This is a genomic window from Brumicola pallidula DSM 14239 = ACAM 615, assembly GCF_000428905.1.
Classification (GTDB): Bacteria; Pseudomonadota; Gammaproteobacteria; order Enterobacterales; family Alteromonadaceae; genus Glaciecola; species Glaciecola pallidula.
Map to the genome: position 1 here is coordinate 30412 of NZ_AUAV01000011.1, position 23674 is coordinate 54085.

19 protein-coding genes are annotated in these 23674 nt (G+C 42.1%); 13 read left to right on the forward strand and 6 right to left on the reverse strand.

Annotated features, from left to right (window positions below; genetic code table 11):
• Positions 1-173: 173 nt before the first annotated feature.
• Positions 174-1334: an alkane 1-monooxygenase gene (locus tag G399_RS20045; RefSeq protein WP_006012578.1), complete on the forward strand. Its 1161-nt coding sequence runs from the start codon at positions 174-176 to the stop codon at positions 1332-1334.
• On the opposite strand, the gene G399_RS0102940 is transcribed toward G399_RS20045, so the two are convergent.
• The gene (locus G399_RS0102940) at positions 1326-2642 is read right to left on the reverse strand and encodes a spinster family MFS transporter (RefSeq protein WP_026843397.1); all 1317 of its coding nucleotides are present in this window, start codon (positions 2640-2642) and stop codon (positions 1326-1328) included. The genes G399_RS20045 and G399_RS0102940 overlap by 9 nt on opposite strands.
• Positions 2643-2823: 181 nt before the next feature.
• Here G399_RS0102940 and G399_RS0102945 point away from each other — a divergent pair, with 181 nt between their 5' ends.
• Positions 2824-3627 carry a thioesterase family protein gene (locus G399_RS0102945; RefSeq protein ID WP_006012573.1) on the forward strand — a complete coding sequence of 268 codons (804 nt, stop codon included), beginning with the start codon at positions 2824-2826 and terminating at the stop codon, positions 3625-3627.
• Between the two features lie 27 nt (positions 3628-3654).
• On the opposite strand, the gene G399_RS0102950 is transcribed toward G399_RS0102945, so the two are convergent.
• Positions 3655-4500 carry an HDOD domain-containing protein gene (locus tag G399_RS0102950; protein ID WP_006012566.1) on the reverse strand — a complete coding sequence of 282 codons (846 nt, stop codon included), beginning with the start codon at positions 4498-4500 and terminating at the stop codon, positions 3655-3657.
• Positions 4501-4958: 458 nt separating this feature from the next.
• Between G399_RS0102950 and G399_RS0102955 the strand changes: the two genes are divergently transcribed.
• From G399_RS0102955 to G399_RS21450, 11 genes are all read left to right on the forward strand, one after another.
• Positions 4959-6215 (forward strand): GGDEF domain-containing protein, encoded by a 1257-nt coding sequence (locus G399_RS0102955; RefSeq protein WP_006012564.1) that lies wholly within the window; start codon positions 4959-4961, stop codon positions 6213-6215.
• The gene (locus tag G399_RS0102960) at positions 6196-7602 is read left to right on the forward strand and encodes a glycosyltransferase (protein ID WP_006012562.1); all 1407 of its coding nucleotides are present in this window, start codon (positions 6196-6198) and stop codon (positions 7600-7602) included. Before G399_RS0102955 ends, G399_RS0102960 begins: the two co-directional genes overlap by 20 nt.
• 632 nt (positions 7603-8234) lie before the next feature.
• The gene (locus G399_RS0102965) at positions 8235-10958 is read left to right on the forward strand and encodes a cation-transporting P-type ATPase (protein ID WP_006012560.1); all 2724 of its coding nucleotides are present in this window, start codon (positions 8235-8237) and stop codon (positions 10956-10958) included.
• A 12-nt stretch (positions 10959-10970) separates the two neighbouring features.
• Positions 10971-11525 (forward strand): Na+/H+ antiporter subunit E, encoded by a 555-nt coding sequence (locus G399_RS21175; protein ID WP_006012558.1) that lies wholly within the window; start codon positions 10971-10973, stop codon positions 11523-11525.
• Positions 11522-11779, forward strand: coding sequence for an MrpF/PhaF family protein (locus G399_RS0102975; RefSeq protein ID WP_006012549.1), 258 nt, complete (start codon positions 11522-11524; stop codon positions 11777-11779). Before G399_RS21175 ends, G399_RS0102975 begins: the two co-directional genes overlap by 4 nt.
• The gene (locus G399_RS0102980; protein WP_006012547.1) at positions 11776-12102 is read left to right on the forward strand and encodes a cation:proton antiporter; all 327 of its coding nucleotides are present in this window, start codon (positions 11776-11778) and stop codon (positions 12100-12102) included. The genes G399_RS0102975 and G399_RS0102980 overlap by 4 nt, the downstream gene beginning before the upstream one ends.
• Positions 12092-12397 (forward strand): DUF4040 domain-containing protein, encoded by a 306-nt coding sequence (locus G399_RS20055; protein ID WP_051288469.1) that lies wholly within the window; start codon positions 12092-12094, stop codon positions 12395-12397. The genes G399_RS0102980 and G399_RS20055 overlap by 11 nt, the downstream gene beginning before the upstream one ends.
• The gene (gene mbhE / locus G399_RS20060; protein ID WP_034896001.1) at positions 12390-13139 is read left to right on the forward strand and encodes a hydrogen gas-evolving membrane-bound hydrogenase subunit E; all 750 of its coding nucleotides are present in this window, start codon (positions 12390-12392) and stop codon (positions 13137-13139) included. Before G399_RS20055 ends, mbhE begins: the two co-directional genes overlap by 8 nt.
• Positions 13129-13434, forward strand: a complete 306-nt coding sequence (locus tag G399_RS0102995) for an NADH-quinone oxidoreductase subunit K (RefSeq protein WP_226988981.1) — start codon at positions 13129-13131, stop codon at positions 13432-13434. Before mbhE ends, G399_RS0102995 begins: the two co-directional genes overlap by 11 nt.
• Positions 13435-13436: 2 nt before the next feature.
• Positions 13437-14963: a complex I subunit 5 family protein gene (locus G399_RS20065; RefSeq protein ID WP_006012541.1), complete on the forward strand. Its 1527-nt coding sequence runs from the start codon at positions 13437-13439 to the stop codon at positions 14961-14963.
• Entirely contained in the window at positions 14960-18187 is a 3228-nt protein-coding gene (locus G399_RS21450) for a complex I subunit 5 family protein (RefSeq protein WP_006012539.1), read from the forward strand. Before G399_RS20065 ends, G399_RS21450 begins: the two co-directional genes overlap by 4 nt.
• Before the next feature lie 6 nt (positions 18188-18193).
• Here the strand turns inward: G399_RS21450 and G399_RS0103010 are convergent, their stop codons facing one another.
• From G399_RS0103010 to G399_RS0103025, 4 genes are all read right to left on the reverse strand, one after another.
• Positions 18194-21334 (reverse strand): efflux RND transporter permease subunit, encoded by a 3141-nt coding sequence (locus G399_RS0103010; RefSeq protein WP_006012536.1) that lies wholly within the window; start codon positions 21332-21334, stop codon positions 18194-18196.
• Position 21335: 1 nt separating this feature from the next.
• Positions 21336-22406, reverse strand: a complete 1071-nt coding sequence (locus tag G399_RS0103015; RefSeq protein ID WP_006012533.1) for an efflux RND transporter periplasmic adaptor subunit — start codon at positions 22404-22406, stop codon at positions 21336-21338.
• Positions 22407-22453: 47 nt separating this feature from the next.
• Positions 22454-22903 carry a GbsR/MarR family transcriptional regulator gene (locus tag G399_RS0103020; protein ID WP_006012530.1) on the reverse strand — a complete coding sequence of 150 codons (450 nt, stop codon included), beginning with the start codon at positions 22901-22903 and terminating at the stop codon, positions 22454-22456.
• Between the two features lie 256 nt (positions 22904-23159).
• On the reverse strand, positions 23160-23549 hold the full coding sequence (locus G399_RS0103025; RefSeq protein WP_006012527.1) for a MerR family transcriptional regulator: 390 nt from the start codon (positions 23547-23549) through the stop codon (positions 23160-23162).
• Positions 23550-23674 lie beyond the last annotated feature (125 nt).

Below are 23674 nucleotides of genomic sequence, written 5' to 3' on the forward strand. Positions count from 1 at the left end.
CTATTTTTCCAATGTAGGGTTGATGCTCTGCATAAAAATAATCGAACGAACGCATATTTAAATTACGCTAAAAATAACAATTTGGCAATAAATGACTAATTGATGGCATGTATTGCTATTATTCATTGCTTGAAAGCGTGACAACGTAACAGCATCAAAAAAGGAGAAATGACATGTTTCACTATTTAAAATTCGCTAATTACTTTATTACTACTTTGCTGGGGGTCACCGCGGTCCTTTTTGCGCAGTATTGGATTTTATTCGGATTTGGTATTTTTATTGCATTTTATATTATCGGTGATACCTTTTTTGGTGAAGATCTGAGTCAACCCAACTTAACAAAAAAGTGGGCACTGAACGCAATGCTATATGCATCAGTTCCAACTACTTTTATTTTATTGACGGTTTGTATTTGGCTGGTTACACCATATGATTGGGCTGCAATGCATTGGCTATCTGCTAATGTCGAATATGATTTTGTTGCAGCCAAAGCAAACACGTCGATTATTGAAATTTTTGTCGCCGTTATTTTTTGTGGCCTCATGCTTAGTGGTATCGCAACCGTTGTTGGTCATGAATTAATACATCGAATTGGTAATAAAAAAGCGGTAACAACGGGACGTTGTTTAATGGCGCTTAGTTTTGATGCCAGCTTTTCAATTGAGCATGTATTTAATCACCACGTCCATGTTGCTACCGAAAATGATCCAGTGACTGCTCCGCGTGGACGTTCTATTTATAAACATGTGCCGATCGCGATATGGGGTACTAACAAATCAGCTTGGCAGATAGAAGTAAAACGACTTAATCGAAAAAAGCAACGAGTTCTCAGCTTACATAATCAATTCATTACCGGTTGGTTAATGACAGCTGCGTGGTTAGGATTTGTGTTTCTAGTGGGTAGTTGGCAAGGCGTACTTTTTGTCTCTGGTGTGGGTTTAGTTGCAAAAATTACACTTGAAATTGTAAATTACATGGAACATTACGGTTTAGTTCGCCACCCTCGTGAGCGCGTGATGCCAAAACATTCATGGAATACCAATAGAAAAGTAAGTTGTTGGGCAATGTTTAATTTGCCTCGTCATAGTCACCATCATGCAAAAGGCGCAGTACCCTTCGAAAAATTGGAAGCCATGCCTGATGCACCGGTCATGATTGGTGGCTACATTTCGACAATAGTACTCGTACTATTGCCACCTCTTTGGTACAAATTAATGCAACCTAAATTGCAACATTGGGACGAAACGATGGCGAACGAAAGCGAACTCGCCATCCTTAGATTACAACAGGGAGAAAGTATAGCAAGCGATGTAAATGACAGGCGGTTAGTCTAGCGCCTGCATCCTTTCAGCTTCATCCCAATCATGTTCTATTTTAGTGGAAGCCCAATAGAATGTGGCTATAGACAATAGATAAGGTAATAACAGCCAACTTAGGGATGTTCGCAAGGCTTCAGCTTCGCCCATCGTTGCTGACAAAGACTGGCTTAAAAGCCCAACAATTGTTGGGCCGCCACCCAGTGCGATAATGTTCAACACAAAGAAGAACAACGCCGTAGACATAGCCCGAGCATTAACCGGTGCCAGCGTTTGCGCAATCGCAAAACACGGGCCTAAATACATTCCGCTAGCGAAAAGCATCACCGTCATTAAACCAATTGACAGCCAAACGCTACCAACTTGCAGAGAGAAGTAGAAACAAGGCACACCAATAATCAAGGCAATCGTAGGTAACAATGCATATGCCCGTTTAGATTTCCTACCCCACTTGTCGGCAATTACTCCGCCTAACCAAACACCCAGAGCATAAGCAGTTCCATTCACGATACCGAAAACAATTAATAGCTCTTGAATTGGCATATCCGGATGTATTCGAACGTAAAAGTCAATAATCCAAGTTGATATTGCATAGTTACCAAATGAGCCGAAAGAAATTCCTAAGCACATTCCCCACCAAGTCGGGATTTTTAGTAAACGTTTTACCGATACCATAAATTCCATTTGTTGAGGACCATGCGATACTCGCGCCCTTTGTGGCTCTTTGACCGTGAGTTTCATCAAAATAGCTAACAAAATGCCTGGCAGTCCGACACTGATCATAACAGTACGCCAATCGGCTGAGCCGCCATCAAGAAAAAATGCAGCTGCAAAATAGGCGGTCATAATCCCAAACGGTATACCCAAAGAATAGAATGCAAGGGCTTTTGCGCGCTCAGTTTTATCAAACAAATCTGACAGAATAGAATGACTAGGAGGGCTGCCGCCTGCTTCACCAATACCAACGCCAACTCGTAATATGGCTAATTGCCAAAAATTGGCAGCAAAACCCGAAAGCGCGGTGAAACCGCTCCAAAGTGTTAAGGAAATACCAATAATGTTGACTCTATTATAGCGGTCGGCTAACCAAGCAATAGGAATTCCGACCACGGTATATAATAATGCAAATGCAAAACCTTTAAGCCAGCCGAGTTGAGCATCATCTAAGCCTAAATCCACTTTGATAAAAGGCGATAGAATGCCGATAATTTGCCTATCTATAAAATTAAATGCATACACTAGCGTTAAGATGATAAGTACATAGTTACGATAGGCCCGAGATGGCCGTATATCCTCAGCCCCTTTTGATACATCAGGTATTTCCATTGAATCAGCCACAATTACTCCAAATTTGTATTTAAACTCCATATTGAATCAGCTATGGTGACTTTGCCACTTGATGTTAATGATTTGTGAACATAAGTATAAGTAGGTTGAAGTTGCTTGCAACTCCAGATCATTGCAGACAGACTAGTGTCATTAGACCAGTTAAGAGTAAGCGTAATCGATGCATATTGATGAATTACTCGCATTAGCAAAAACACAAAAATCCAATCCAAATTTAGTATTAATAATACCTTCAGGGTGGTCACAAGGCCTTACAGTCTATGGTGGTTTATCAGCCGGTTTGTTATATGCAGCAGCGCGAGAATATGTTGATCTAACCAGAGTAATGCGGTCCAACTCCACTAACTTTGTTGGGCCACTAATGACGGAGAAAACTTTTACCATTACCGTTGAAATTCTGCGTGAGGGAAAGAATGTCAGCCAAGTGATGGTAAGAGCCATACAAGAAAATAAAACCTGTGTTGTTTCGCAAATTTGCTTTGGAAATAGTCGAGTGTCAACCATTTCAGTACCAAACCAAGACACTCACAACATACCGTCACCATTGCGGGAAGGCATTATTGCTGATGCTGAAAAGGTAACACCGGCATTTTTAGAACACCTAGATTTATCAATTCAAGAAGGCGGAATGTCTTTTACAGCGCAAAAAACCTCGAATTATCACGGCTGGTTGAGGTTCAAAAAGGCCCCCACAATTTTTACTGACGCTCACCTTATTAGTATTATTGATGCTTGGCCTCCGACACTTTTGCAGATGCTGAATGCACCAGCACCCGGGAGTTCAGTTAGTTGGAATTTAGAATTTATTCATCCACAAAGACCGATTTCCGGTAATGAGTGGTTGGCTTACCAAGCCCACACACGTCAAGCAGCAGATGGATATGGTCATACTGAAGCAAATATATGGGATAAAGAGGGTGAACTTATCGCGATTAGTAGACAAACCGTTGCAATATTTGACTGAGCATTATTTAGTTTAGCTATTTTTTAGCTAAGCTACTTGAAATGCATCAGGATTGAATAAGTGAATAACTTGTTCAACTTGGTAATTAGTAGTATCAAGTGCTTCCTCAATGTCATCACGACTTAGGTTCAGTGATTCAAACATAAAAAATGGTAAATGTGTTTCGAAATTATAATGCTGTGGGAAGGTATTAATAATAGACAGTTCATAAGCTAACTGCATAATTTGAACCTCTGGCGTTTCAGCCGCTGAATCGTCGTGATGCTGCGTTGCAATGGCCGATACAATCGAATCCGGAAGCAACCACTGCTGCACCAAGGCTGCTGAAATTTCAGCGTAAGTGAAACCAAGCACATCGTACTGACATTCTTTTGGATTGAGTTTTGCATCAAAGCGCGCACAATCTTGTGCCAACGTTGGGTCCAATTTTAAAACGACTAGCTCACCAATATTGTGCAGAAGACCATTAACAAATAACCTATCGGGATCTTTGATGCCTTTTGAGACAGCAAAGTGTTTAGCTAAAATTGCGCAACTAACGCTTTGTTCCCAGAATTTATCCAAGTCGACAAATTGACTTTGCTCTTTACTAAACGCATTTGATAAGCCAAATACCAATGCATAATCATAAACTGCAGAGGTACCAATAACCTGAATGGCTCTTTGTAACTTATCTATCTTTCTTGGAAAGCGATAAATTGCGCTATTGGCTAGTTTGAGGATGTGCGCAGCTAAGCCTGGGTCGGTCTGTAAAACCGCAGATATGCTATTTGCATCAGAACGATCGTCATCAATTAAACTTTTAACTCTGACAGCAGTCGTTGGCACAGCGAATAAGTCAGATACCTTTTTTGCATAATCAATTGCGTTCATAATTGCCTTTTTAAACATTTTCAATTTTCTGGTGAAGATTGAATCACCCCAACACCAAACACTCACACTTAATGTGTTTAATAATACGCTCGTTTAATAGCTAATAATATTTTTTTACACTAATCTACTGGTTACTTCAAGGGATATACCTATTATTGTATGAAAACCTGCAGTTATGCAGGCGATATCCACAACTCAGTCTGATGTTTGATTGACGGATAGAATAAACTCATGCAGAAAGTGACCATACACTAGGTATATAGTTTGCAGCTTGCGTGTGTTTTTGACACTTTTGTCGTCTGCTTAATAGTGTCAAAATATAAACTATTAGTAAACCGCTGAATTATATAGTGATATCATCGTAGTTACGCGCCGCTATATTGATAAAATATCAATAGCATAATATGACTTCTGGAAAAGGCACCTAGCAATGCAAGCAGTTAAAAATAAGAAGAGTTATGTCCGCAAATAGAACGGCGTTTCCTATCATTTTTGTGGCAATACTGTCTGTTTGCTTGATGTTTTTGATTATCCATAATACGACATCATTCCTATCGTTACTGTCATTCCCAGTCGCGAGTCTTGTCCCTTTTGTGTGCATAAGCCTGATGTTTATTATTATACTCAATCTGGCGATGCGGCAAGCTTTAACCATGTACGTCGCAAGTATAATCGCCTTTATCACCATCTCACATTTTTATATTATTCCCGGTTTAAAAGTGTCTAATGAAAATCTAAAAATCGTGGCCGATAGCAAACATTTATTGTTGTCTTTTATTACCTTACTACCGATTTTTGGTCTCATTAAAATTCCAGCCCACAGAATACTCAAAAGTGTTATTTATCTTTTTGGCAGCGTGATCGCGTGGGGATTTTTTAGTTTGGTTATTGCTAAATTGGATTTGCCTATATTACATGTTGTAGAGCGCGCATTGAGCAGTATGGGGATTAAACCGCCATTTCAAAACTTCTTGTTATCACCACTGCAGTTTGTATTAATTAGCATCAGTACAATGGTGCTCGTTATTTTACTGATTAAGTCGTTACACAATGTCTATTTACTCGCGATTGCCTCTCTAGCAGCGTTAGCTATGGTTTATGTGTCTTCACTAAGTATTATTTTGTTTGCAATTCTGGGCAGTGTTCTGTGTCTATTTTCTGCTATCATTACGAGTCGAAACATGGCGTTCAATGATGAATTAACTGGGATCCCTGGCCGGCGTTCACTTACACAGTATGCGCAGGAGGTCTCTGGTCAATTTGCCGTTGTGATGATAGATATCGATTTTTTCAAGAACTTCAATGATAAATATGGGCATGATGCAGGCGATGATGTGATCAAACTTGTCGCTAGCAAAATAGCAAAAACGGGGAATAGAGGCCGAGCTTTTCGATACGGCGGCGAAGAGTTTACATTAGTGTTTGATGGAAAGTACATTGATGATGTTCGTGAGACAATTGAAGATTTGCGCGTGCAGTTGGAATCCTATCCTATGGCTATCCGGATACAGAATAGGCCACAAAAGTCTGCCTCGGAGTCAAAAAATAGACGGCATGCTCCTGTAAAACAGGAAATTGTAAAGGTCACCTGTAGTTTTGGTATTGCACAGAGTTCGCTTGGTAGTAATGACTTTAAAGCGGCTATTAAACGCGCAGATTCTGCTTTGTATAAAGCGAAGAAAGGTGGGCGTAATTGTGTCAGAACAGTCGAATAATAGAGTTCTATTTGTTGGTTTAGTATGGCCGGAGCCTACATCTACCGCCGCTGGACAAAATATACTCAGCTATATAAATTTATTTATTAGCAATGGCTACGAAGTCACGTTTGCTTGTGCCGCTGACAAATCAGAGCATTCAGCTGCATTAACGGCAATAGGTGTTAAGGAGCAATCAATAACCTTAAATGACAGTAGTTTTGATACTTTTGTGTGTCGGTATGCGCCAAATATTACGGTTTTTGATCGTTTTATTAGTGAAGAGCAATTCGGATGGCGTGTTTCTTCATCTGCACCTCAGTGCATGAAAATACTGGATTGTGAAGATCTGCATTTTTTGCGTGATGCCCGCCAACAAGCATACAAAGATACTAACAAAAGCACCGTAAATGCTGATATGCCCAAGCAAGTCAATAATTATTTATACAGTGATATTTGTAAAAGGGAATTAGCATCAATTTTACGCTGCGACCTCAGTATCTTGCTCTCTGATTATGAGTGTCAATTGCTCACAAGGGTATTTTTAATACCCAATACTCTTCTGCATTACTGCCCTTTTCTACTCCCTGAATTAACCGTGAACTCGACAAAATCTTATGCACAACGAATTGACTTTATTAGTATAGGCAGTTTCAGACACGCACCAAATTGGGATGCAGTGCTTACCCTAAAACAAAAAATTTGGCCCCCCATACAGCGAGCATTGCCCAATGCTCGCTGTCATATTTATGGTTCGTATCTAACACCTAAAGCAAAACTACTGGAAAATAAACAACAGGGATTTTTGGTACACGGTTATGTACAAGATGCGAAAGAAGTTATTGGTGACGCTCGTGTTTTATTAGCTCCATTGAATTTTGGCGCCGGTATTAAAGGAAAATTGGTAGATGCTATGCAATGCAGCACACCATCGGTTACCACGGACATTGGCGCAGAAGGATTATTACCTAAAACTGACGAGATAAACGACAAGTGTAATTCTGATGCAAAAAATATGATAACAATGCCGTGTAACGATGCTTCTGATGTCACCTATTTAACGAACCAGCCGTCAGATAAATTTGACTTGTGGCCCGGCGCTATAAATAACATTCAATCGTCAACTAATGACTTTATTCAATCATCCATTGCCCTATATACAAATGAAAACAAATGGACGCTGGCCAGTAATCGGAGTCAGCCTCTATATTCATCAATATTTAACTACACACAACAGTCTAAACAATTAATGCATTGTATTGACGTCATTATGTCGAATTTGACGAAACATCGTCAGCAACACTTTTTAGGACAGGTAATACAACATCATACAATCAACAGTGCGAAATACATGAGCCAATGGATTGAAGTGAAAACGCGGTTAAAGCAAAATCAATGCGCTGATTAAGCGTCATTCTTTATTATATACAACGCTTTGTTATAAGGGACACCATAACAATTTACTGGTTACTATTGCGCCCAAGTTTATGGATATATCAAGGGACGTTAGAGTCACCTCTATGAATAGGTTATTGCGATAATTAACCAGTATAGTCAAATAAACTGTCAGCCTGTTATATGCGAAACAAAAATAGTTTCATCATCCTCACTCGCATATGTTGGCTAAATAAGCTGCTATTTTGCTGACAAAACACACACTAGCAAGACATGTAATTCTCTCTAGCATAAAGTATTAATGTAATAAACTTATACCCCCTTTATGCGGCGTATCGTATTAAGTGCTTATATTTTGCAGTGCGGAGAACTTTACAATATTTGTCTATTCAGATTGTGTCAAAATTATTTTAAATAATGAGTTACAGTGTTTTTCCCTTTATAAAATCAGCTTACCACCAATTTCCACGCACGATTCAAGACAAAACTCAAAAAATACGAAATCGTATTTTATTGACTTATAAATTTAAAGCATCGGTTTTACCGATCTATTAGTAATTTTAAATCGACTTTTTTTTTGCATGACAACTGGGTACATTAATATCTCGCATACCTATATTGGTATCTGTCAATTTGGAGAGAACAATGAAACTGAAGTCTACATGGCACGACCAAAGTACTGATAGTGTGACATCTTCGTTAGCCACAAACATGAAAGAGGGTCTCAGTTCAGATGAAATTATTGAAAGGCGCGAGCGGTTCGGTCGTAACAAAATTACTGAGCATAAAGGTACCGGTCCGCTCAAACGATTTTTACTACAGTTTAATCAACCGCTTGTTTACATTTTACTGGCAGCATGCGCAGTTACCTTGCTGCTGCAAGAGTGGGTTGACTCGGCCGTAATATTTGCTGTGGTTTTAGTTAATTCAATTATTGGTTTTGTACAAGAATCGAAAGCCTTAAATGCAATAAATTCACTTTCTAACTCGGTAAAGACAAAAACAACGGTAATACGTGCAGGCAAGCGTCAAGAAATATTAGCGGAAGAACTGGTGCTAGGCGATGTTGTCGTATTACAGGCAGGTGATAAGACACCTGCAGACCTTCGCTTAATCAAAATACGCGACTTAAAAATTGATGAGTCATCACTTACCGGCGAATCGTTACCGACCGAGAAAGACGTTGCCACGTTATCTGCAAGCTGCCTATTAGGCGATAGAATTAATATGGCCTTCTCATCTACATTAGTGACCTACGGCACCGGCATGGGTGTGGTTGTTTACATAGGTGATAATACAGAAATAGGTAAAATTTCTGGAATGATAGCGACCACTGAAACGCTTGATACTCCACTTACTAAACGAATTACGAGTTTCAGCCATGTGCTGCTTTATGCCATTCTTGGATTAGCGACCCTCACCATATTTATTGGCTGGCTCCACGGCAGACCGCTGGTTGATACCTTTATGGCAGCAGTTGCACTTGCTGTAGGTGCTATTCCAGAGGGCTTACCCGCTGCTGTGACTATTATGCTGGCGATTGGCGTTTCTCGAATGGCAAAAAAACGCGCCGTAATACGCAACTTGCCCGCGGTTGAGACTTTAGGCAGTACCACGGTAATTTGTTCGGACAAAACGGGCACCCTTACTAAAAACCAAATGACGGTTACAGATATATGGGCAGGCGGCCGTAACTTTAGTGCTAACGGAAGTGGTTATGATCCGCTCGGAGAATTTAGTGAAGGCGATAAGGTGACAACTTTGCCCGCTATTTCAGCTGGATTCATGACCTTAAAAGCGGGTTTTTTATGTAATGATGCGCTTCTGAACGAGCCTGACCTTACGCTGGAAAAGTCACATCAGCAATGGACAATTACTGGCGACCCTACAGAAGCCGCTTTGATTGTTTCGGCCGCCAAGGCGGGCATTAATGAGAGCCAGCTTACGCAGAATCGTTTAGACATAATTCCTTTTCAATCAGAATATCAGTACATGGCAATTTTAAATGCTGAAGAAGAAGGTAATGTTGTTTACATGAAAGGCTCTATTGAGAGTATTTTACCAAAATGTATCCATATGCTTGATCATAGTGGTGCACAGGTCTCGCTTGCTCATGAGCTGATTCACCAGCAAGTACAAGAAATGGCCAGTCGCGGCTTGCGTGTGCTGGCGTTTGCACGCAAGAGAACTGACTCAAATACCACTAATATTAGCCACGAATTTCTAGCTCAAGATTTAGAATTTTTGGGATTGCAAGCGATGATAGACCCCCCTCGTCCCGAGGCGATAGAGGCCGTAAAAGCCTGCCATCGGGCTGGTATTGATGTGAAAATGATCACAGGCGATCATGCTTTGACAGCCACTAGCATAGCTCATCAACTTACTATTGTGGACGACGCTAGCGGCAATGCCACTATCACTGGCCAAGAATTAGCGTTACTTAACCATGACGAACTGATGCAAGCGGCACTTAAATTCAACGTATTTGCTCGGGTCACTCCCGAAAATAAATTACAACTTGTAAAGGCACTGCAGGCGCAAGATCAAGTAGTTGCAATGACCGGCGATGGTGTAAATGACGCCCCTGCATTAAGGCGCGCAGACATAGGCGTTGCCATGGCTTTAAACGGCACTGAAGTAGCACGCGATGCCGCTGACATGATGCTTACTGATGACAATTTTGCAACCGTAAGAGACGCTGTAGAAGAAGGAAGAGGCGTTTTTGATAACTTAAAAAAGTTCATCGTATGGACGTTACCCACCAATGGCGGCGAAGGCTTAGTCATTCTAGTCGCTGTTATTTTAGGTGTGTCGCTACCGCTGCTACCCGTACATATTCTTTGGATCAATATGACGACAGCTATTTTCTTGGGCTTAATGCTTGCTTTTGAACCCAAAGAGGAAGGTATTATGCTGCGACCACCTAACATCCCAAATGCGCCTATTATCGACGGTATATTGATATGGCGAATTGTGTTGGTGTCATCTTTATTATGCATCACTGCTTTTGGTCTTTACGAATTAGAGTTGAGTCTGGGTGCTAGCGAAGAACAAGCACGAACCGTCGCGGTTGCCATGTTTGTGGTCGGCGAGGCATTCTACCTGCTGAACTGTCGATCGCTTGAGAGATCTGTTTTCTCAGTTGGTTTCTTTAGCAATCCTTGGATCTGGTTTGGAATAATCATTATGGCAGTGCTTCAGGGCTTATTTACCTATTTGCCGATAATGAACGCATGGTTTGGCTCTGCGCCGATAGACCTCTATTCATGGATTCGTGTGTTCGCCTGTGGTGCCCTTATAAGCGTTATTGTGGGCGCCGAGAAGTACTGGCGTTTAAAAAATAAGCACTCTGCGTCACAAAAGCCGTAAAGGGAGGCTAAAATGGTAAACCATAATAAAGTTAGTCGCCTTAAACAGCGCCCTCAATATAAAGAAATATGTGTGAAAACACTTCTTTTTGGAGTGTTGTGGTGGAGCTTGGTTGAGAGCACATTGAGTTCGTGGCTTATTGGCATAATAGTTGTTCCTTTTGCTACTTGGCTGAGTATCACTTTATATCGGAACAATGATAAAACAGCAGAAAACACCGCGAACTTTAGCTTTGTTGGTTTACTTACATTTTTACCTTTCTTTGCATGGCAGTCGCTTCGAGGCGGCTGCCAAACTGCTTTGCTTGCACTTAGTTCGCGCGTAGCGCCAGCCGACTTTATAGAATTTGAAACATGCCTAAGTGGGCGCCGGGAGAAAATATTGTTTATGCACATTATTAGTCTTATGCCAGGTTCGGTAAGCGCAAACATTAATGGGCAAATTATACGTATTCATATTCTCGACATAAACGAATACAGTGAGGATAGTTTGCGCGATTGTGAACACCGGTTAAGCAAAATTTTTGTTAAGTATGATACTCCCTGCACAACAGGAGCTGAAAAATGATTCTTTATCTCACTATAATTGCCATGTTATTAACACTCACGCTGCTAGTGGGCTTAATTAGAGTCATTATTGGCCCTAGCGAATCCGATAGAATGCTTGCCTGCCAGTTATTTGGCACAGCGGGAGTTGCTTTAACAATCATATTGGCTGTGGTGCAACAACAAGCAACGCTTTTAAATTTAGCGTTAGTGTTGGCGCTTTTGGCACCGCTTACTTTAATTGTGTTTGTAAAAAACACGAGGAAGTCTAAATGAACCTTGTTGATATCTACACCATCGTAATGACCAGCGGCGGATTAGTTTTTTTTATTGCAGGCACTATTGGGCTTTTACGCTTCCCCGATGCTATAAGTCGACTGCATGCATTAACCAAGGCCGATAACTTAGGACTTGGCCTAATTGTGCTTGGCATTTTGCCCCAAGTAAGCTCTATATTTGATGCTGTTCAACTGGTGTTTATTTGGTTTATTGTGATGCTATCAGGTGCCGCTTCATGTTACCTCATTGCTAATATTGGCAGCGCTGCCGACAAGCTGCCCAGTGAGTTACAAAACAAAGAGGTCAATCATGAGCTTTAGTTTTTTTCTAGATATATTTTTAATAGGCGGTTCACTGACCATGGCATGGCTATGCTTATTCAGTCACGATTTACTGAAAGCTATTACATGCTTTGTATGCATGGGTCTATTTGTAACACTAATGTGGATAAGGCTTGACGCTTGGGACGTCGCTATAGCAGAGGCCGCAATTGGTGCAGGTTTAACCGGCGCTTTACTATTGTCTAGTCGACGAGGCTTAAAAAAAACCGCAGCAAAAAAAGAATCGGGAGAAAAGAGGTCGGGAGAAAAAAAGTCGGGAGAACAAGATGTTTAAGGAAATAATATTCAAAGAAGATGCCATTAATAAGCCGGAGAAAGGACGTTTACCGACGTCGATAGCCGTGCTTTGTGGAGTAACTATATTAGCCTTATGCACTTTACTCGTGGGTGCTTTAATTAGCACCCAAAGGCACAGTGAAGGTTTGCAGCAGGTAGTGTCAAGCATGCTCAATAAAAGTGGCGTTGAGAACCCTGTTACCGCCGTGTTACTTAATTTTAGAAGTTATGACACCTTATTAGAAATTGCCGTGTTACTAATTGTGGCTATTGTAATGCTGCCGCAGGCGACTGTGTCCAAGTCCCTTTCACTTATACGAGTTCAACAATCGGCAGATCCCGGGCTTATTATGTCAAGCCTTCTTCGATTTTTGGCCCCTACCCTTATCATAATGGGCGGTTACATGCTTTGGACTGGCGCTTATTCTCCCGGCGGCGCATTTCAGGCAGGTGCATTAATTGCTGGGGCAGGTATTTTGATTTTTACAAACGTTCAATATCAGGTGAATATGCAAAGTTTTGCGTTTCGCGCTTTGCTCAGCATTGGGCTATGTATTTTTATCCTTTCAGGTTTTGCCGTGGCGCTGCAGACTGGTCAGTTTTTAGAATACCCACAAAAATACGCCAGTGCCATTATCTTATTTATTGAAACGGCAGCAACCGTCTCTATAGCCACCACACTGTTATTGCTATATTTAGCGGTAGCGGGAACGCAGGAGGAGTTTAATCATGATGCTTAGCCAACTCACACCAGAAATCATGTATAGCGCGTCGGGGATAGCACTATTTGGTATAGGCTTATTAGGCTTAATTATTGTCCCGCATATTTTCCGTAAAATACTTGCCATAAACGTCATGGGAGTGGGCATTTTTATGCTGTTGGTATCAAGCGCAAAGCGCGCAAATATTGACGCCGACCCCGTTCCTCATGCCATGGTGTTGACAGGCATTGTGGTGGCTGTTGCAGGAACAGCACTCGCTCTCTTTTTGGTGAAAAAAATAAACGACTTAGCACCGTCAGAGAAAAGTCAATAGATATGGATAATATAGCTGCTCTCTTACCTGCACTTATTATGCTGCCTCTGGCTGTTAGCGTATGCTGTGTGTTGATAAAAAACAGCCGTGTATGTGCAGCTATCAGCATTATTAGCGCCGCGGCACTATTGATATTATCAGCCGGTACTCTGCTCGCTATTAATACGTATGAAGCAGGGGTATTACGATACGCGTTTGCAGGTTGGAGCCAGCCGTTAGGCATTGAGCTTCAGGTGTCTGGCTTTACCGCATTAATGACGGCACTTACATGCCTACTGGTTTTTGTGCTTAGCATTTACAGCAGCGTTTACTTTTCATCAAGCGATAAAGCAATACGCTTCTGGCCACTGTGGTGGTTGCTAATTGCAGGCCTTAATGCCTTGTTTTTATCAAGTGATATATTCAATATTTACGTAGCATTTGAGCTAATAGGGCTCGCTGCTGTAGCTTTAATTGCAATTGAAAATAGTCGGGCTGCATTAATCGCTGCGCTTCGCTACTTGTTAGTCAGTCTATTAGGATCGCTATGCTACCTGCTTGCGGTTGCCCTTCTTTATAGAGAATACGGCACGCTCGACCTAGTTCAACTTGCTAGTATGACCAGTGATTCTGCCAGCAGCACCGCAGCATTAATGCTTATTACCATTGGTTTATGTTTGAAAACCGCGTTATTTCCACTGCATTTTTGGCTGCCCGCGGCCCACGGTGGTGCATCAGCGCCAGTTAGCGCAGTCCTCTCAGCTTTGGTGGTCAAAGGGTCATTTTACTTAATTGCACGATTTTGGCTAGATATCCTCGCGCCAGCAGCAAGTGACGCTGGTTTGATTATTCTTGGAGTTTTTGGTGCCGCAGCGATATTATGGGGCTCTGCTCAAGCGCTGTTTGCGAGTCGTTTAAAAGTGATGGTCGCGTATTCTACGGTTGCTCAAATAGGGTATCTATTTCTGTTATTTCCGCTCATGGTGGGTAACACACAAACAAATGCGTTTGAAGGCGCAGCAATGGGCGCGATTACCTACTTAATTGTAGCTCACGCTACGGCTAAATCAGCGATGTTCTTGGCAGCCGGCAATATTATGCGTATTGCTGGGCATGACAATATTAAACAGCTCAAAGGCTTGGTTCGCCACTGCCCTCTCAGCATATTCACTTTTGGGATTGCGGGGGCTAGTTTAATTGGTCTGCCCCCAAGCGCGGGCTTTATTGCTAAGTGGCTGCTGCTAAGCAACTCAATAAACACAGGACAATGGTGGTGGGTCATTGTTATTCTAAGTGGCGGTTTACTTGCCGCAGCGTATGTATTTAAATTTTTAAATTTAGCCTTTACTAAAGATGATGACACATTTACAAAAGCCGATATCGTTCGCAAAATATCTCCTATTATGCCACTTTGCGCGCTTGCACTAGCCTTACTTACCGTTGTTCTTGGTTTCAATGCCCAGTGGTTATTAGACATTAGCGGTACCTTGGTATATGAAACTACAGGGCAAGGTTTTACAGTCCAAAACTTAGCAGGAGTAGCGCAATGAGTTGGCAAACAACCCTACCTTTATTAATTGTATTAAGCGCAATGGTTTCAGGCATTCTAATTTTACGCGTAAAAGAACACGCCAATAAGCTACGCACAAGCTTGAATATATTTGGCGCGCTGCTGTGCGTAACGCTAGTTGTAATTATGCTAGTTGGCGTTTATCAAGGAGAAGTGTTTGAGACTCGTTTTACGCTGCTGCCTAATATGGATTTGGTTCTCAAAGCAGATGCGCTCTCGCTACTGTTTGTTAGCCTTTCGGCAGTATTATGGTTTTTTACCACCATTTACGCGATTGGTTACCTAGAAGAGTCAGCCAATCGCAGCCGCTTTTTTGGGTTCTTTGGATTTTGCGTAAGCGCTACCATGGGGGTCGCTCTCGCGGGTAATCTCATTACTTTTTTGATTTTTTATGAGTTACTCACCTTAGTTACCTACCCCTTAGTTATGCATAAAGGTAACCCCGCCTCTATGCGTGCCGGACGCACTTATCTGATTTATACAATGATTGGCGGTGCGGTGTTACTGGCAGGCGTAGTGTGGCTAAAAAGTATTGCTGGCCCACTCGATTTTGACGCCACAGGCGTACTAGAGCAAATGCCAAATATCAGCGAAAATCATCTACGCATTATTTTTATACTCCTTATTGCTGGTCTAGGAGTAAAAGCGGCCCTTATTCCTTTGCATGGATGGTTGCCAGTAGCAATGGCAGCTCCCGCGCCAGTAAGCGCCCTTTTGCATGCGGTAGCCGTCGTAAAAGCAGGGGTGTTTGGCATTGTAAGAGTAGTTTACGATGTATATGGCATCGAATTTTCACGCGAACTGGGGCTCACTCTTGGGTTGGCGATAATTGCCGCAGCAACAATTATTTATGCCTCTTTACGAGCGATTGCACAAAATGATTTAAAAAAACGCTTGGCCTATTCAACCGTAAGCCAAGTTTCTTATATCGCATTAGGAACCGCAATAGCAGGTCCTATTGCTACTATTGGCGGCATTGTGCATCTAGTGCATCAAGGCCTTATGAAAATCACCATGTTTTTCTGTGCCGGTAACTTAGCTGAAACCTTAGGCATCAATAAAATTAGTGACCTGAATGGCGCTGGCCGTAGAATGCCGGTAACCATGACTGCCTTCAGTTTTGCAGCCCTTGGCATGATTGGTCTGCCACCAGCCGCAGGCTTTGTGTCCAAATGGTATCTAGGAGTTGGCGCTATCGAGGTAGACGCCTATTGGATTATTGCGGTACTCGCCATAAGTAGTCTATTAAACGCAATATACTTTTTACCCATTCTTTATGCAGCATGGTTTCTTCCCGCCAAGTCAGAGTGGCCGAATGGCGAGAGTCCAAAGGCGAAACCGAAAGGGTTGTTTGAAGCACACTGGATGCTCATTTTACCGCCTGCGATTACCGCTTCGTTGGCTCTATTAGCTGGGGTATTTGCGGGCTCTTCCTTAAGCCCGTTGTACTGGACTGAATTAGTCGCTGCGCGCGAGTATGGTTCAGATTTTGTACTTGTTGCTCAACAAAATGCAATCCTGCAACCTGCGCTTTGGTGGTGCGTTCTTTTGCCTCTGCTGGCAACCACTACACTGACCATTCGCTGGGTCCGCCAAAGATGCTTGATCCTGTTACCTCTTGCAGCTGCGCCAGTTTTGTTTGCCAGTATCTTGCTAGAACCTAACGGCGCCAATACATTATCTGAATTATTTTTTGGCAGCATCATGAGTATGGGTGCCAGCGATAAAATTTTCTTGATACTAGCCTCTTTAGTGTGGTTTGCAGCGGGGCTATATAGCGTAGGGTACATGAAAGATAAAGCAGACAAAGTGCAATACTGTTTGTTTTTTTTGCTTGCCATGTGTGGTAATTTTGGCCTAATCTTCGCGCAAGATTTATTTGGTTTTATTACCTTTTTTACCTTAATGAGTCTATCTTCATATGGCTTGGTTATTCATACCGCAGACGACGCAGCAAGAAAAGCAGCTAAAACCTACGTACAATGGGTGATTATTGGCGAGGTCATATTATTTGCTGGCTTAACTGGCCTTGCCTATAGTAGCGGGGCTATAAGCGAGGCTGCCAGTTCAACCACACAAGCTTACTGGGTAACACTATTTTTAGTGGCAGGCTTTGGCGTAAAGCTTGGTTTAATACCTTTCCATGTTTGGCTTCCTCGGGCTCATCCCGCCGCGCCCGTACCTGCAAGTGCATTATTAAGTGGCGTAATGGTAAAAGCCGGCCTTATTGGTTGGCTACGATTTTTGCCACTTGGAGATGTAGCAATATCGAGTATCGGGACTGGCTTAATTTATCTTGGTTTTAGCGGTACTTTCTTAGCTGCACTTGTGGGTTTACTGCAGAAGAACGCTAAGTCAGTTCTTGCATATTCTACGATCAGTCAGATGGGCATCGTTATTGCGGCGGTTGGCGTGGGTTTGAAATATCCAGAGCTTTGGCCTGCTGTGCTACCAGCAATTGTTTTATTTGCCTTTCATCACGGTATTGTGAAAGCAACACTGTTTTTATGTGTTGATTTTATTCCCGCTCTAGCATCAAGACGCAGCCTTAGAATACTTGCCATTATTTGCCTTATAATACCGGTGTTTGCCATTATTGGACTGCCTTTTTCAAGCGGTGCAATGGCGAAAAGTGCATTAAAGGGCTCGTTTAGTGAGCTTGCTATGCTACCTACGTTATTACTGCTGTCGGCAGTTGGCACTAGCTTGTTAATGCTTAGGTTTGTGGATATCTTATGGAACAGTACCAAAAATGTGCAAAATTCGGGCCTCGATATCTGGCGCTGCTTGTCGTTCGCATTGTTGTTTTTCAGTAGCGTCGTGTTCATATACGCGCTGCCTGAATCAAGGCTATTTTGGGTAAAAGAGCTCTCCTTCTCTACACTAGTGCTGCCTTTGCTACCTCTTATATTAGCTGTACTTTTATACCTAATTATTAGGAAAACGCGCTTGCAACACTACGAAATTCCGGCCGGAGATATTGTGGTATTAATTGAAGATGTGGGTGATCGCGTAAAATTGGCAATGCACAAATTAAGCAACCATAACAGCGCTTCGGATGTAAAAAAGTATGGTTTAGGCAAGACCTACGTTAAAATAAAGGCGTATATAATTAACATTGAATCTGAAAGTTCTGGCCCTAACCCAGGCGTAGTTTTATTGGGTTTTATACTTGTTGTGACCGTCGTTTCATATTTAAATTAGAGAGCCTCAAACACGTTTTCGACTCTCTCTCCAATTTGAAAATTGCTCACCAATCATCAGCATGCAAGGGGTTAAAAACAAGGTTAACAGTGTAGCGAAGGTCAATCCACCAGCAATAGTGCTCGATAATTGTGTCCACCATTGAGAAGAAGGTGCACCTACTGAAATATTACGTCCTAGAACATCGATGGTTAGTCCAAATACCATGGGCATGAGTCCCAATACGGTTGTTACTGAGGTGAGTAATACAGGTCGCATTCTTTGCGCGCAAGTACGTAAAATAGCTTCCTTCGCATTCAGTCCTTTGCTTTTCAAATCGTTGAAGGTATCAATCAGAACGATATTGTTGTTCACCACAATGCCCGCAAGCGCAATTACGCCAATGCCGCTCATTACTACGCCAAATGCTTGTCCTGTTAGTAGCAGGCCAATAAATACACCCGTGGTAGAGAAAACAATTGCACTTAATACAATAAAGGATTGATAGAAGCTATTAAATTGCGTGAGCAAAATCAGTAACATCATAAATATTGCAATGATAAAGGCGGTGCCTAAAAAAGACATGGTTTCTTGAAGATCTTCGTCTTGGCCTTTAAAACGTAGGATAACACCCTGAGGTAATGGGTCAGCGGCAAGTGCATTTTTCATTAAAGTAACTTGTTGATCAGCCAATACGCCCTCTTCAATAGCCGCTTTTATACTCATTACTCTGCGCCCATCAGTGCGATTGACTCTGCCAGTTTTTTGCGCTGGTTCAAAGGTCACGAAGTTGCGTATAGGCACATTACCGGCACTTGTTGGTATGCGTAATTCGTTAAGTTGTTGCAGGTTGCGTTCGCTTTGGGGAAACCTAAGCCTAATTTCAAGTTCCTCTTCAGCGTCGTCGGGGCGATATTCAGCTAGCAGAACACCATTTGTAATCATGGTCACTACGTTACCTAACAAGGTAACGTCGGCGTCAAATTGCGCGGCTTTTTCGCGATCTACTATTAGCTTCCATTCAATGCTTGGCAGCGGGCGGCTATCTTCAACATCTACAAAGTTACCCACTTCTTGCATTAATGTCAGAATGTGTTCAACACCTTGGTTTAGTTTGTCATTTTGAATAGCGCTAATTTCAATATCGAAAGGTTTTCCGCCTGCCGGTCCCGATTCTTGTTCGCGTATTTGTACTTTAATACCCGGAATATTGCCGGCTTCACTGCGTAGCCGTTTTATAATGTCGACCGCTGGTGGGCGTTCTTGCCAGTTGGTAAGCTCTAATTGAATCACCCCAATGACGTCTGCAGGCATATTTCCTTCGGTCTGTGCACCTCCTCCCATAGTGCGCGTGTATACTGACTTAATGCCTTTTTTTGTGAGTAAATCTTGTTCAACTTGCGCGACTAAAAGATCGCGTTCAATAATCGATAAGTCACCACGAGCTTGCACTTGAACTTGAATAAACTCAGGCTCAATAGTGGGGAAAAACTCGACGCCTTTACCCAAAGTAAAATAGGCTACGTAAGCCAGTATCAGCGCCAATACTACGCCCATTAGAATACGCTTCGGATGATCAATAATCGGTTCTAGAGTGCGTAAATAAGTACCTACGCCTCCTTTTATTGAATTAAGGTCACCATTTTCACTGGCTCGTAAATCACCATCTGTATCTTCAGCTTGTTTGTTTTTTGCGACTTTATCACTAGTAATAATCCCGCCTAGTACCGGAATAAAAATGAGTGCCATAAAGAGTGATGCGCCTAAGGTAATAATAACGGTCATAGGTAAGAGCTTCATGAACTCTCCTGTTATGCCGGGCCAAAATAGTAAGGGAAAAAAGACCACTAAGGTAGTCGCAGTAGAGGCAATAATTGGCCAACTCATGCGTTTAGAAGCGGCGGCGAAAGCTTGCTTTGGGGTCGCACCTTCAGATATTTTTCGGTCGGCAAGCTCTATCGTGACTATAGCGCCATCGACTAGCATTCCCACCACTAAAATAAGACTAAATAACACAACGATGTTAAGTGTCATGCCAAGGGCGCTAATAATTAACATCCCGGCTAAAAATGAACCAGGAATAGATAAGCCAACTAATATTGAAGGGCGAACGCCAAGGACAGCAACAATTACAATCATGACTAAAATAATGGCCGTGATTACGTTGTTTTCTAAGTTGCCGAGCATGTCTTTTATTTGCTCTGATTTATCCTGTAAGTAATCCACCTTGATGCTGTCAGGCCAAAAGGATTTGTTTTTTTCAACGATGTTTCTAACTTGGGCGATGGTTTCAATAATATTCGCGCCTGTGCGTTTTGAAACTTCTAGCGCTAGGGCAGTTTCACCTTGAATACGGGCAAATGAGCTAGGGTCTTTAAAGGTACGACGAATAGTCGCTACATCTTCAAAGGTAACGATAGTATTGCCCTCGCGTTTAATCGGTAAGCTTTGTAAATCGCGTAAGCCCTCAATAACGCCTGGTACTTTAAACACCATGCGTCCTGCACTTTGCTCAAGCGCTCCGGCAGCAACCAATCGGTTGTTTTGCGTCACAAAGTTAAATACATCGTTTAACGATAAGTTATAAGTTTCAAGCTTATTAGGCTCAATAATCACCTCTAGAAGTTCTTCGCGTTGACCCCCAATGTCGACTTCTAATACGCCTGACAATCCTTCTATTTGGTCTTGTAAACTGCGAGCAATAACAAGTAAGGTTCTTTCCGGTAATTCGCCAGAGAGAACTACCGTTAACACAGGAAACAAAGCAACATTGACCTCGGTGACTCGTGGTTCGTCTGTACCTTGTGGGAGTTCGGCTCTCGCTAGGTCGACTTTTTCACGCACATCTTGTAAGGCAAAGTCAGGATTAAAACCCGCATCAAATTCAAGTGTTACTGAAGCAAATCCTTCAGCACCTACCCCACGCATCTCTTTGAGTCCTTCCAAAGACTGCAGTTCCTTTTCTAAAGGTTTTAGCAATAAACGCTCGGCATCTTCGGGCGCGATCCCCTCATAATTGACCGACACGTAAATAGTCGGTATGGGGATATCGGGCTCGGACTCTTTTGGGATACTAAAATAAGCACTTGTCCCCATAATCAAAATTATAATGAACGAGAGCGCAACGGTACGTGAACGACTAAAGGCGCCGTCAATCAGACGATCCATACTATTGCGCCTGCTTGGTTATGGGCTTCACTTTATTGCCTGCTTTAACAAACCCTTGCCCCGTAATGATCACCCTTGCGGTATCAGGCAATCCTGTTACCCAAGCACCGTTGCTGTCGGATTGAACTAACTCAACAGGATAGAATTCAACAATGTCTTGCTCATTTACCGTTTTAACGCCAATTTCCCCTGAGTCGCTCAAGCTAAATAGTGCCGGTGACAAATAATACGCTTTTACCTTTTTTGTCGGTATTTGTGCTTTTGCACCAATGCCCGAGCGTAAACTGCCGTTTGCGTTGTCTATTTCAATTTCAACATCAAATGTACGCGTGCTGCTATTGGCACGTGGGGAAATGTATCGGACACTGCCTTGGCGAGACACGCCATTGGCAAAGTCAACTTGTGCAGTCATCTCTTTTTCTACGTTTGCTATGTCCTGCTGTGCAATGGTGACTAACACAACAAGAGGGTGGTTTTCGACCACGATCGCGATAGGTGTATTGACCTCTATATAGTCTCCTTCTTCTACCAAACGTTTTTCCAATATACCGCTTAAAGGTGACACAATTGTTGTGTTTTTTATATCTCGCTGAATATTTGCCACATTCGTTTCTGATACTTTTAAGTTGGCAAATGCTGTTTCTACTTCACCCTCTGATTGAAACTTCTTATCTTCGAGTTTTTTCACTCTTTCGTAGGTTTTTTGGTTGAGTTTAAGTAAGGCTTTTTGTTGCTCTAGCACTAGCATTCTGTCTTGAATATCTATGCTGATGATTACATCGTTAGTGCTCAACGCTAGACCTTCTTTGGCTTTTACTGAAACCACATTACCAAAGGTTTGAGATCTGATCGTTACCACTCTATTAGGCTCAGATTGACCTTGCGCAGTCACCAATATCGACTTGTCTTGCGCTGTTAATTGTGCAATTTCAACACTAAATAGATCCTTTGACTGCGCATTGTTAAGCAAATCACTATTTGATTTTTTATCGCTTTCAACGAATAAGCCGCTCAGCATCCATGTGCACAAAATCACAATAAATGCCAAGGCAATAATATACGGGTTCTTCATTACTAAGGGGTTCCTAAATTTAAAAATTTTGCTTTACGTTTAGCAAGTTACTTGTTGGTGATAGCCAAGGAAGCGTGATAAAAATCTTTGTAAAATTTTTCCAGTTCTTGTAAGCGTTTTTGTGCACCACTCCATTGTTCGGGTAGTTGCTCTCTTGCTTCTTCTACTACTTCCTGAGCGTATAGCATACGGGTTTGTATTCCTCGCATTAGGCTGACGTACGGATTTTTACGTAAGCGAAAATAGTTTTGTCTTTCACCCGGTTTGGTGGTGCGCTCTATTATGCTGAGTGTCTCTAGTAATCGCGTATTGGTGCTTATACTGGCGCGGCTAACTTGCAATTTTTCGCTCAGTTGGGAAAAGCTAAAAGGCTCATCAAACAAGACTAATACACCCAATATCCTGCCCGATATTCGCGGCATGCCCTCAGCTTGACTAATCAGCCCAAGTCGTTCGATAAATTCTTCAATGGCTTGTTCAGTTTTTTCTGATCTCAATTTGTTCTACTCATGCTCACAAGAAATATTCATACTGTTCAGTTGAAACTGAATAATATAAACATTAGTGCTCAATTGCAATTGATAGTAGGTAAAAATCCCCTTTCAATTGCCAGTCGAGAAGCGTAACTGCTGCAGATAGACTTGCATTCAGATCTTGACCCAACGGTCTACGTTAATTGTTATACTTGCCGAGATTGTAATATAAGAGATAAATTCACGAAGCCAGCCAAGGAAAATGAGAATTAACTCGATGTCAGTTCGACCGTAAATGTTTCAGTATTGCGCAATCTTTAATACGTTCATGTTTGCAACAATTCGCCAGTGTTTTCAAGTTTTGCTCTAGTTGATGCAATTCATATTGGGCAATGCGTATTTTCTCAAGTTGCTGAAAAATTATTGTATCAACTTGCTTGCACGGATCGTTGCCACTGCTCTGCACTACAACCAGTCGCTTTATGTCAGCCAATGGGATACGCAACTCTTTGCAACGGCGAATGAATTTTAACAAGGACACATCTTGGTCATCATAATAGCGGTAACCGTTATCACCACGTTTCGCTTTTGACAGTAGACTAATGTCTTCGTAATAGCGGATGGTTTTAGCGCTTACCCCAGTAAAACTGGCTAATTGTTTTATTTGCATGTTTGCTTGACATTCCCGTAGCTGGAAGCTTTATTCTACACACAATAAATATCAAAGTAACCAAAACCCATTGGATGAACGCTGCTGCGTGGGCACAGCTGGGTGAGTGCTGTGGCGTGAGTGCT

Bases quoted from the DNA above. Each gene is read 5' to 3' on its own strand.
- G399_RS20045 (WP_006012578.1), top strand. From the start codon at position 174: ATGTTTCACTATTTAAAATTCGCTAATTACTTTATTACTACTTTGCTG.
- mbhE (WP_034896001.1), top strand. From the start codon at position 12,390: ATGTTTAAGGAAATAATATTCAAAGAAGATGCCATTAATAAGCCGGAG.
- G399_RS0102940 (WP_026843397.1), bottom strand. From the start codon at position 2,642: ATGGAAATACCTGATGTATCAAAAGGGGCTGAGGATATACGGCCATCT.
- G399_RS0102955 (WP_006012564.1), top strand. From the start codon at position 4,959: ATGTCCGCAAATAGAACGGCGTTTCCTATCATTTTTGTGGCAATACTG.
- G399_RS0102965 (WP_006012560.1), top strand. From the start codon at position 8,235: ATGAAACTGAAGTCTACATGGCACGACCAAAGTACTGATAGTGTGACA.
- G399_RS0102950 (WP_006012566.1), bottom strand. From the start codon at position 4,500: ATGAACGCAATTGATTATGCAAAAAAGGTATCTGACTTATTCGCTGTG.
- G399_RS0103010 (WP_006012536.1), bottom strand. From the start codon at position 21,334: ATGGATCGTCTGATTGACGGCGCCTTTAGTCGTTCACGTACCGTTGCG.
- G399_RS20055 (WP_051288469.1), top strand. From the start codon at position 12,092: ATGAGCTTTAGTTTTTTTCTAGATATATTTTTAATAGGCGGTTCACTG.
- G399_RS21175 (WP_006012558.1), top strand. From the start codon at position 10,971: ATGGTAAACCATAATAAAGTTAGTCGCCTTAAACAGCGCCCTCAATAT.
- G399_RS0102995 (WP_226988981.1), top strand. From the start codon at position 13,129: ATGATGCTTAGCCAACTCACACCAGAAATCATGTATAGCGCGTCGGGG.
- G399_RS0103025 (WP_006012527.1), bottom strand. From the start codon at position 23,549: ATGCAAATAAAACAATTAGCCAGTTTTACTGGGGTAAGCGCTAAAACC.
- G399_RS21450 (WP_006012539.1), top strand. From the start codon at position 14,960: ATGAGTTGGCAAACAACCCTACCTTTATTAATTGTATTAAGCGCAATG.
- G399_RS0102975 (WP_006012549.1), top strand. From the start codon at position 11,522: ATGATTCTTTATCTCACTATAATTGCCATGTTATTAACACTCACGCTG.
- G399_RS0102980 (WP_006012547.1), top strand. From the start codon at position 11,776: ATGAACCTTGTTGATATCTACACCATCGTAATGACCAGCGGCGGATTA.
- G399_RS20065 (WP_006012541.1), top strand. From the start codon at position 13,437: ATGGATAATATAGCTGCTCTCTTACCTGCACTTATTATGCTGCCTCTG.
- G399_RS0102945 (WP_006012573.1), top strand. From the start codon at position 2,824: ATGCATATTGATGAATTACTCGCATTAGCAAAAACACAAAAATCCAAT.
- G399_RS0103015 (WP_006012533.1), bottom strand. From the start codon at position 22,406: ATGAAGAACCCGTATATTATTGCCTTGGCATTTATTGTGATTTTGTGC.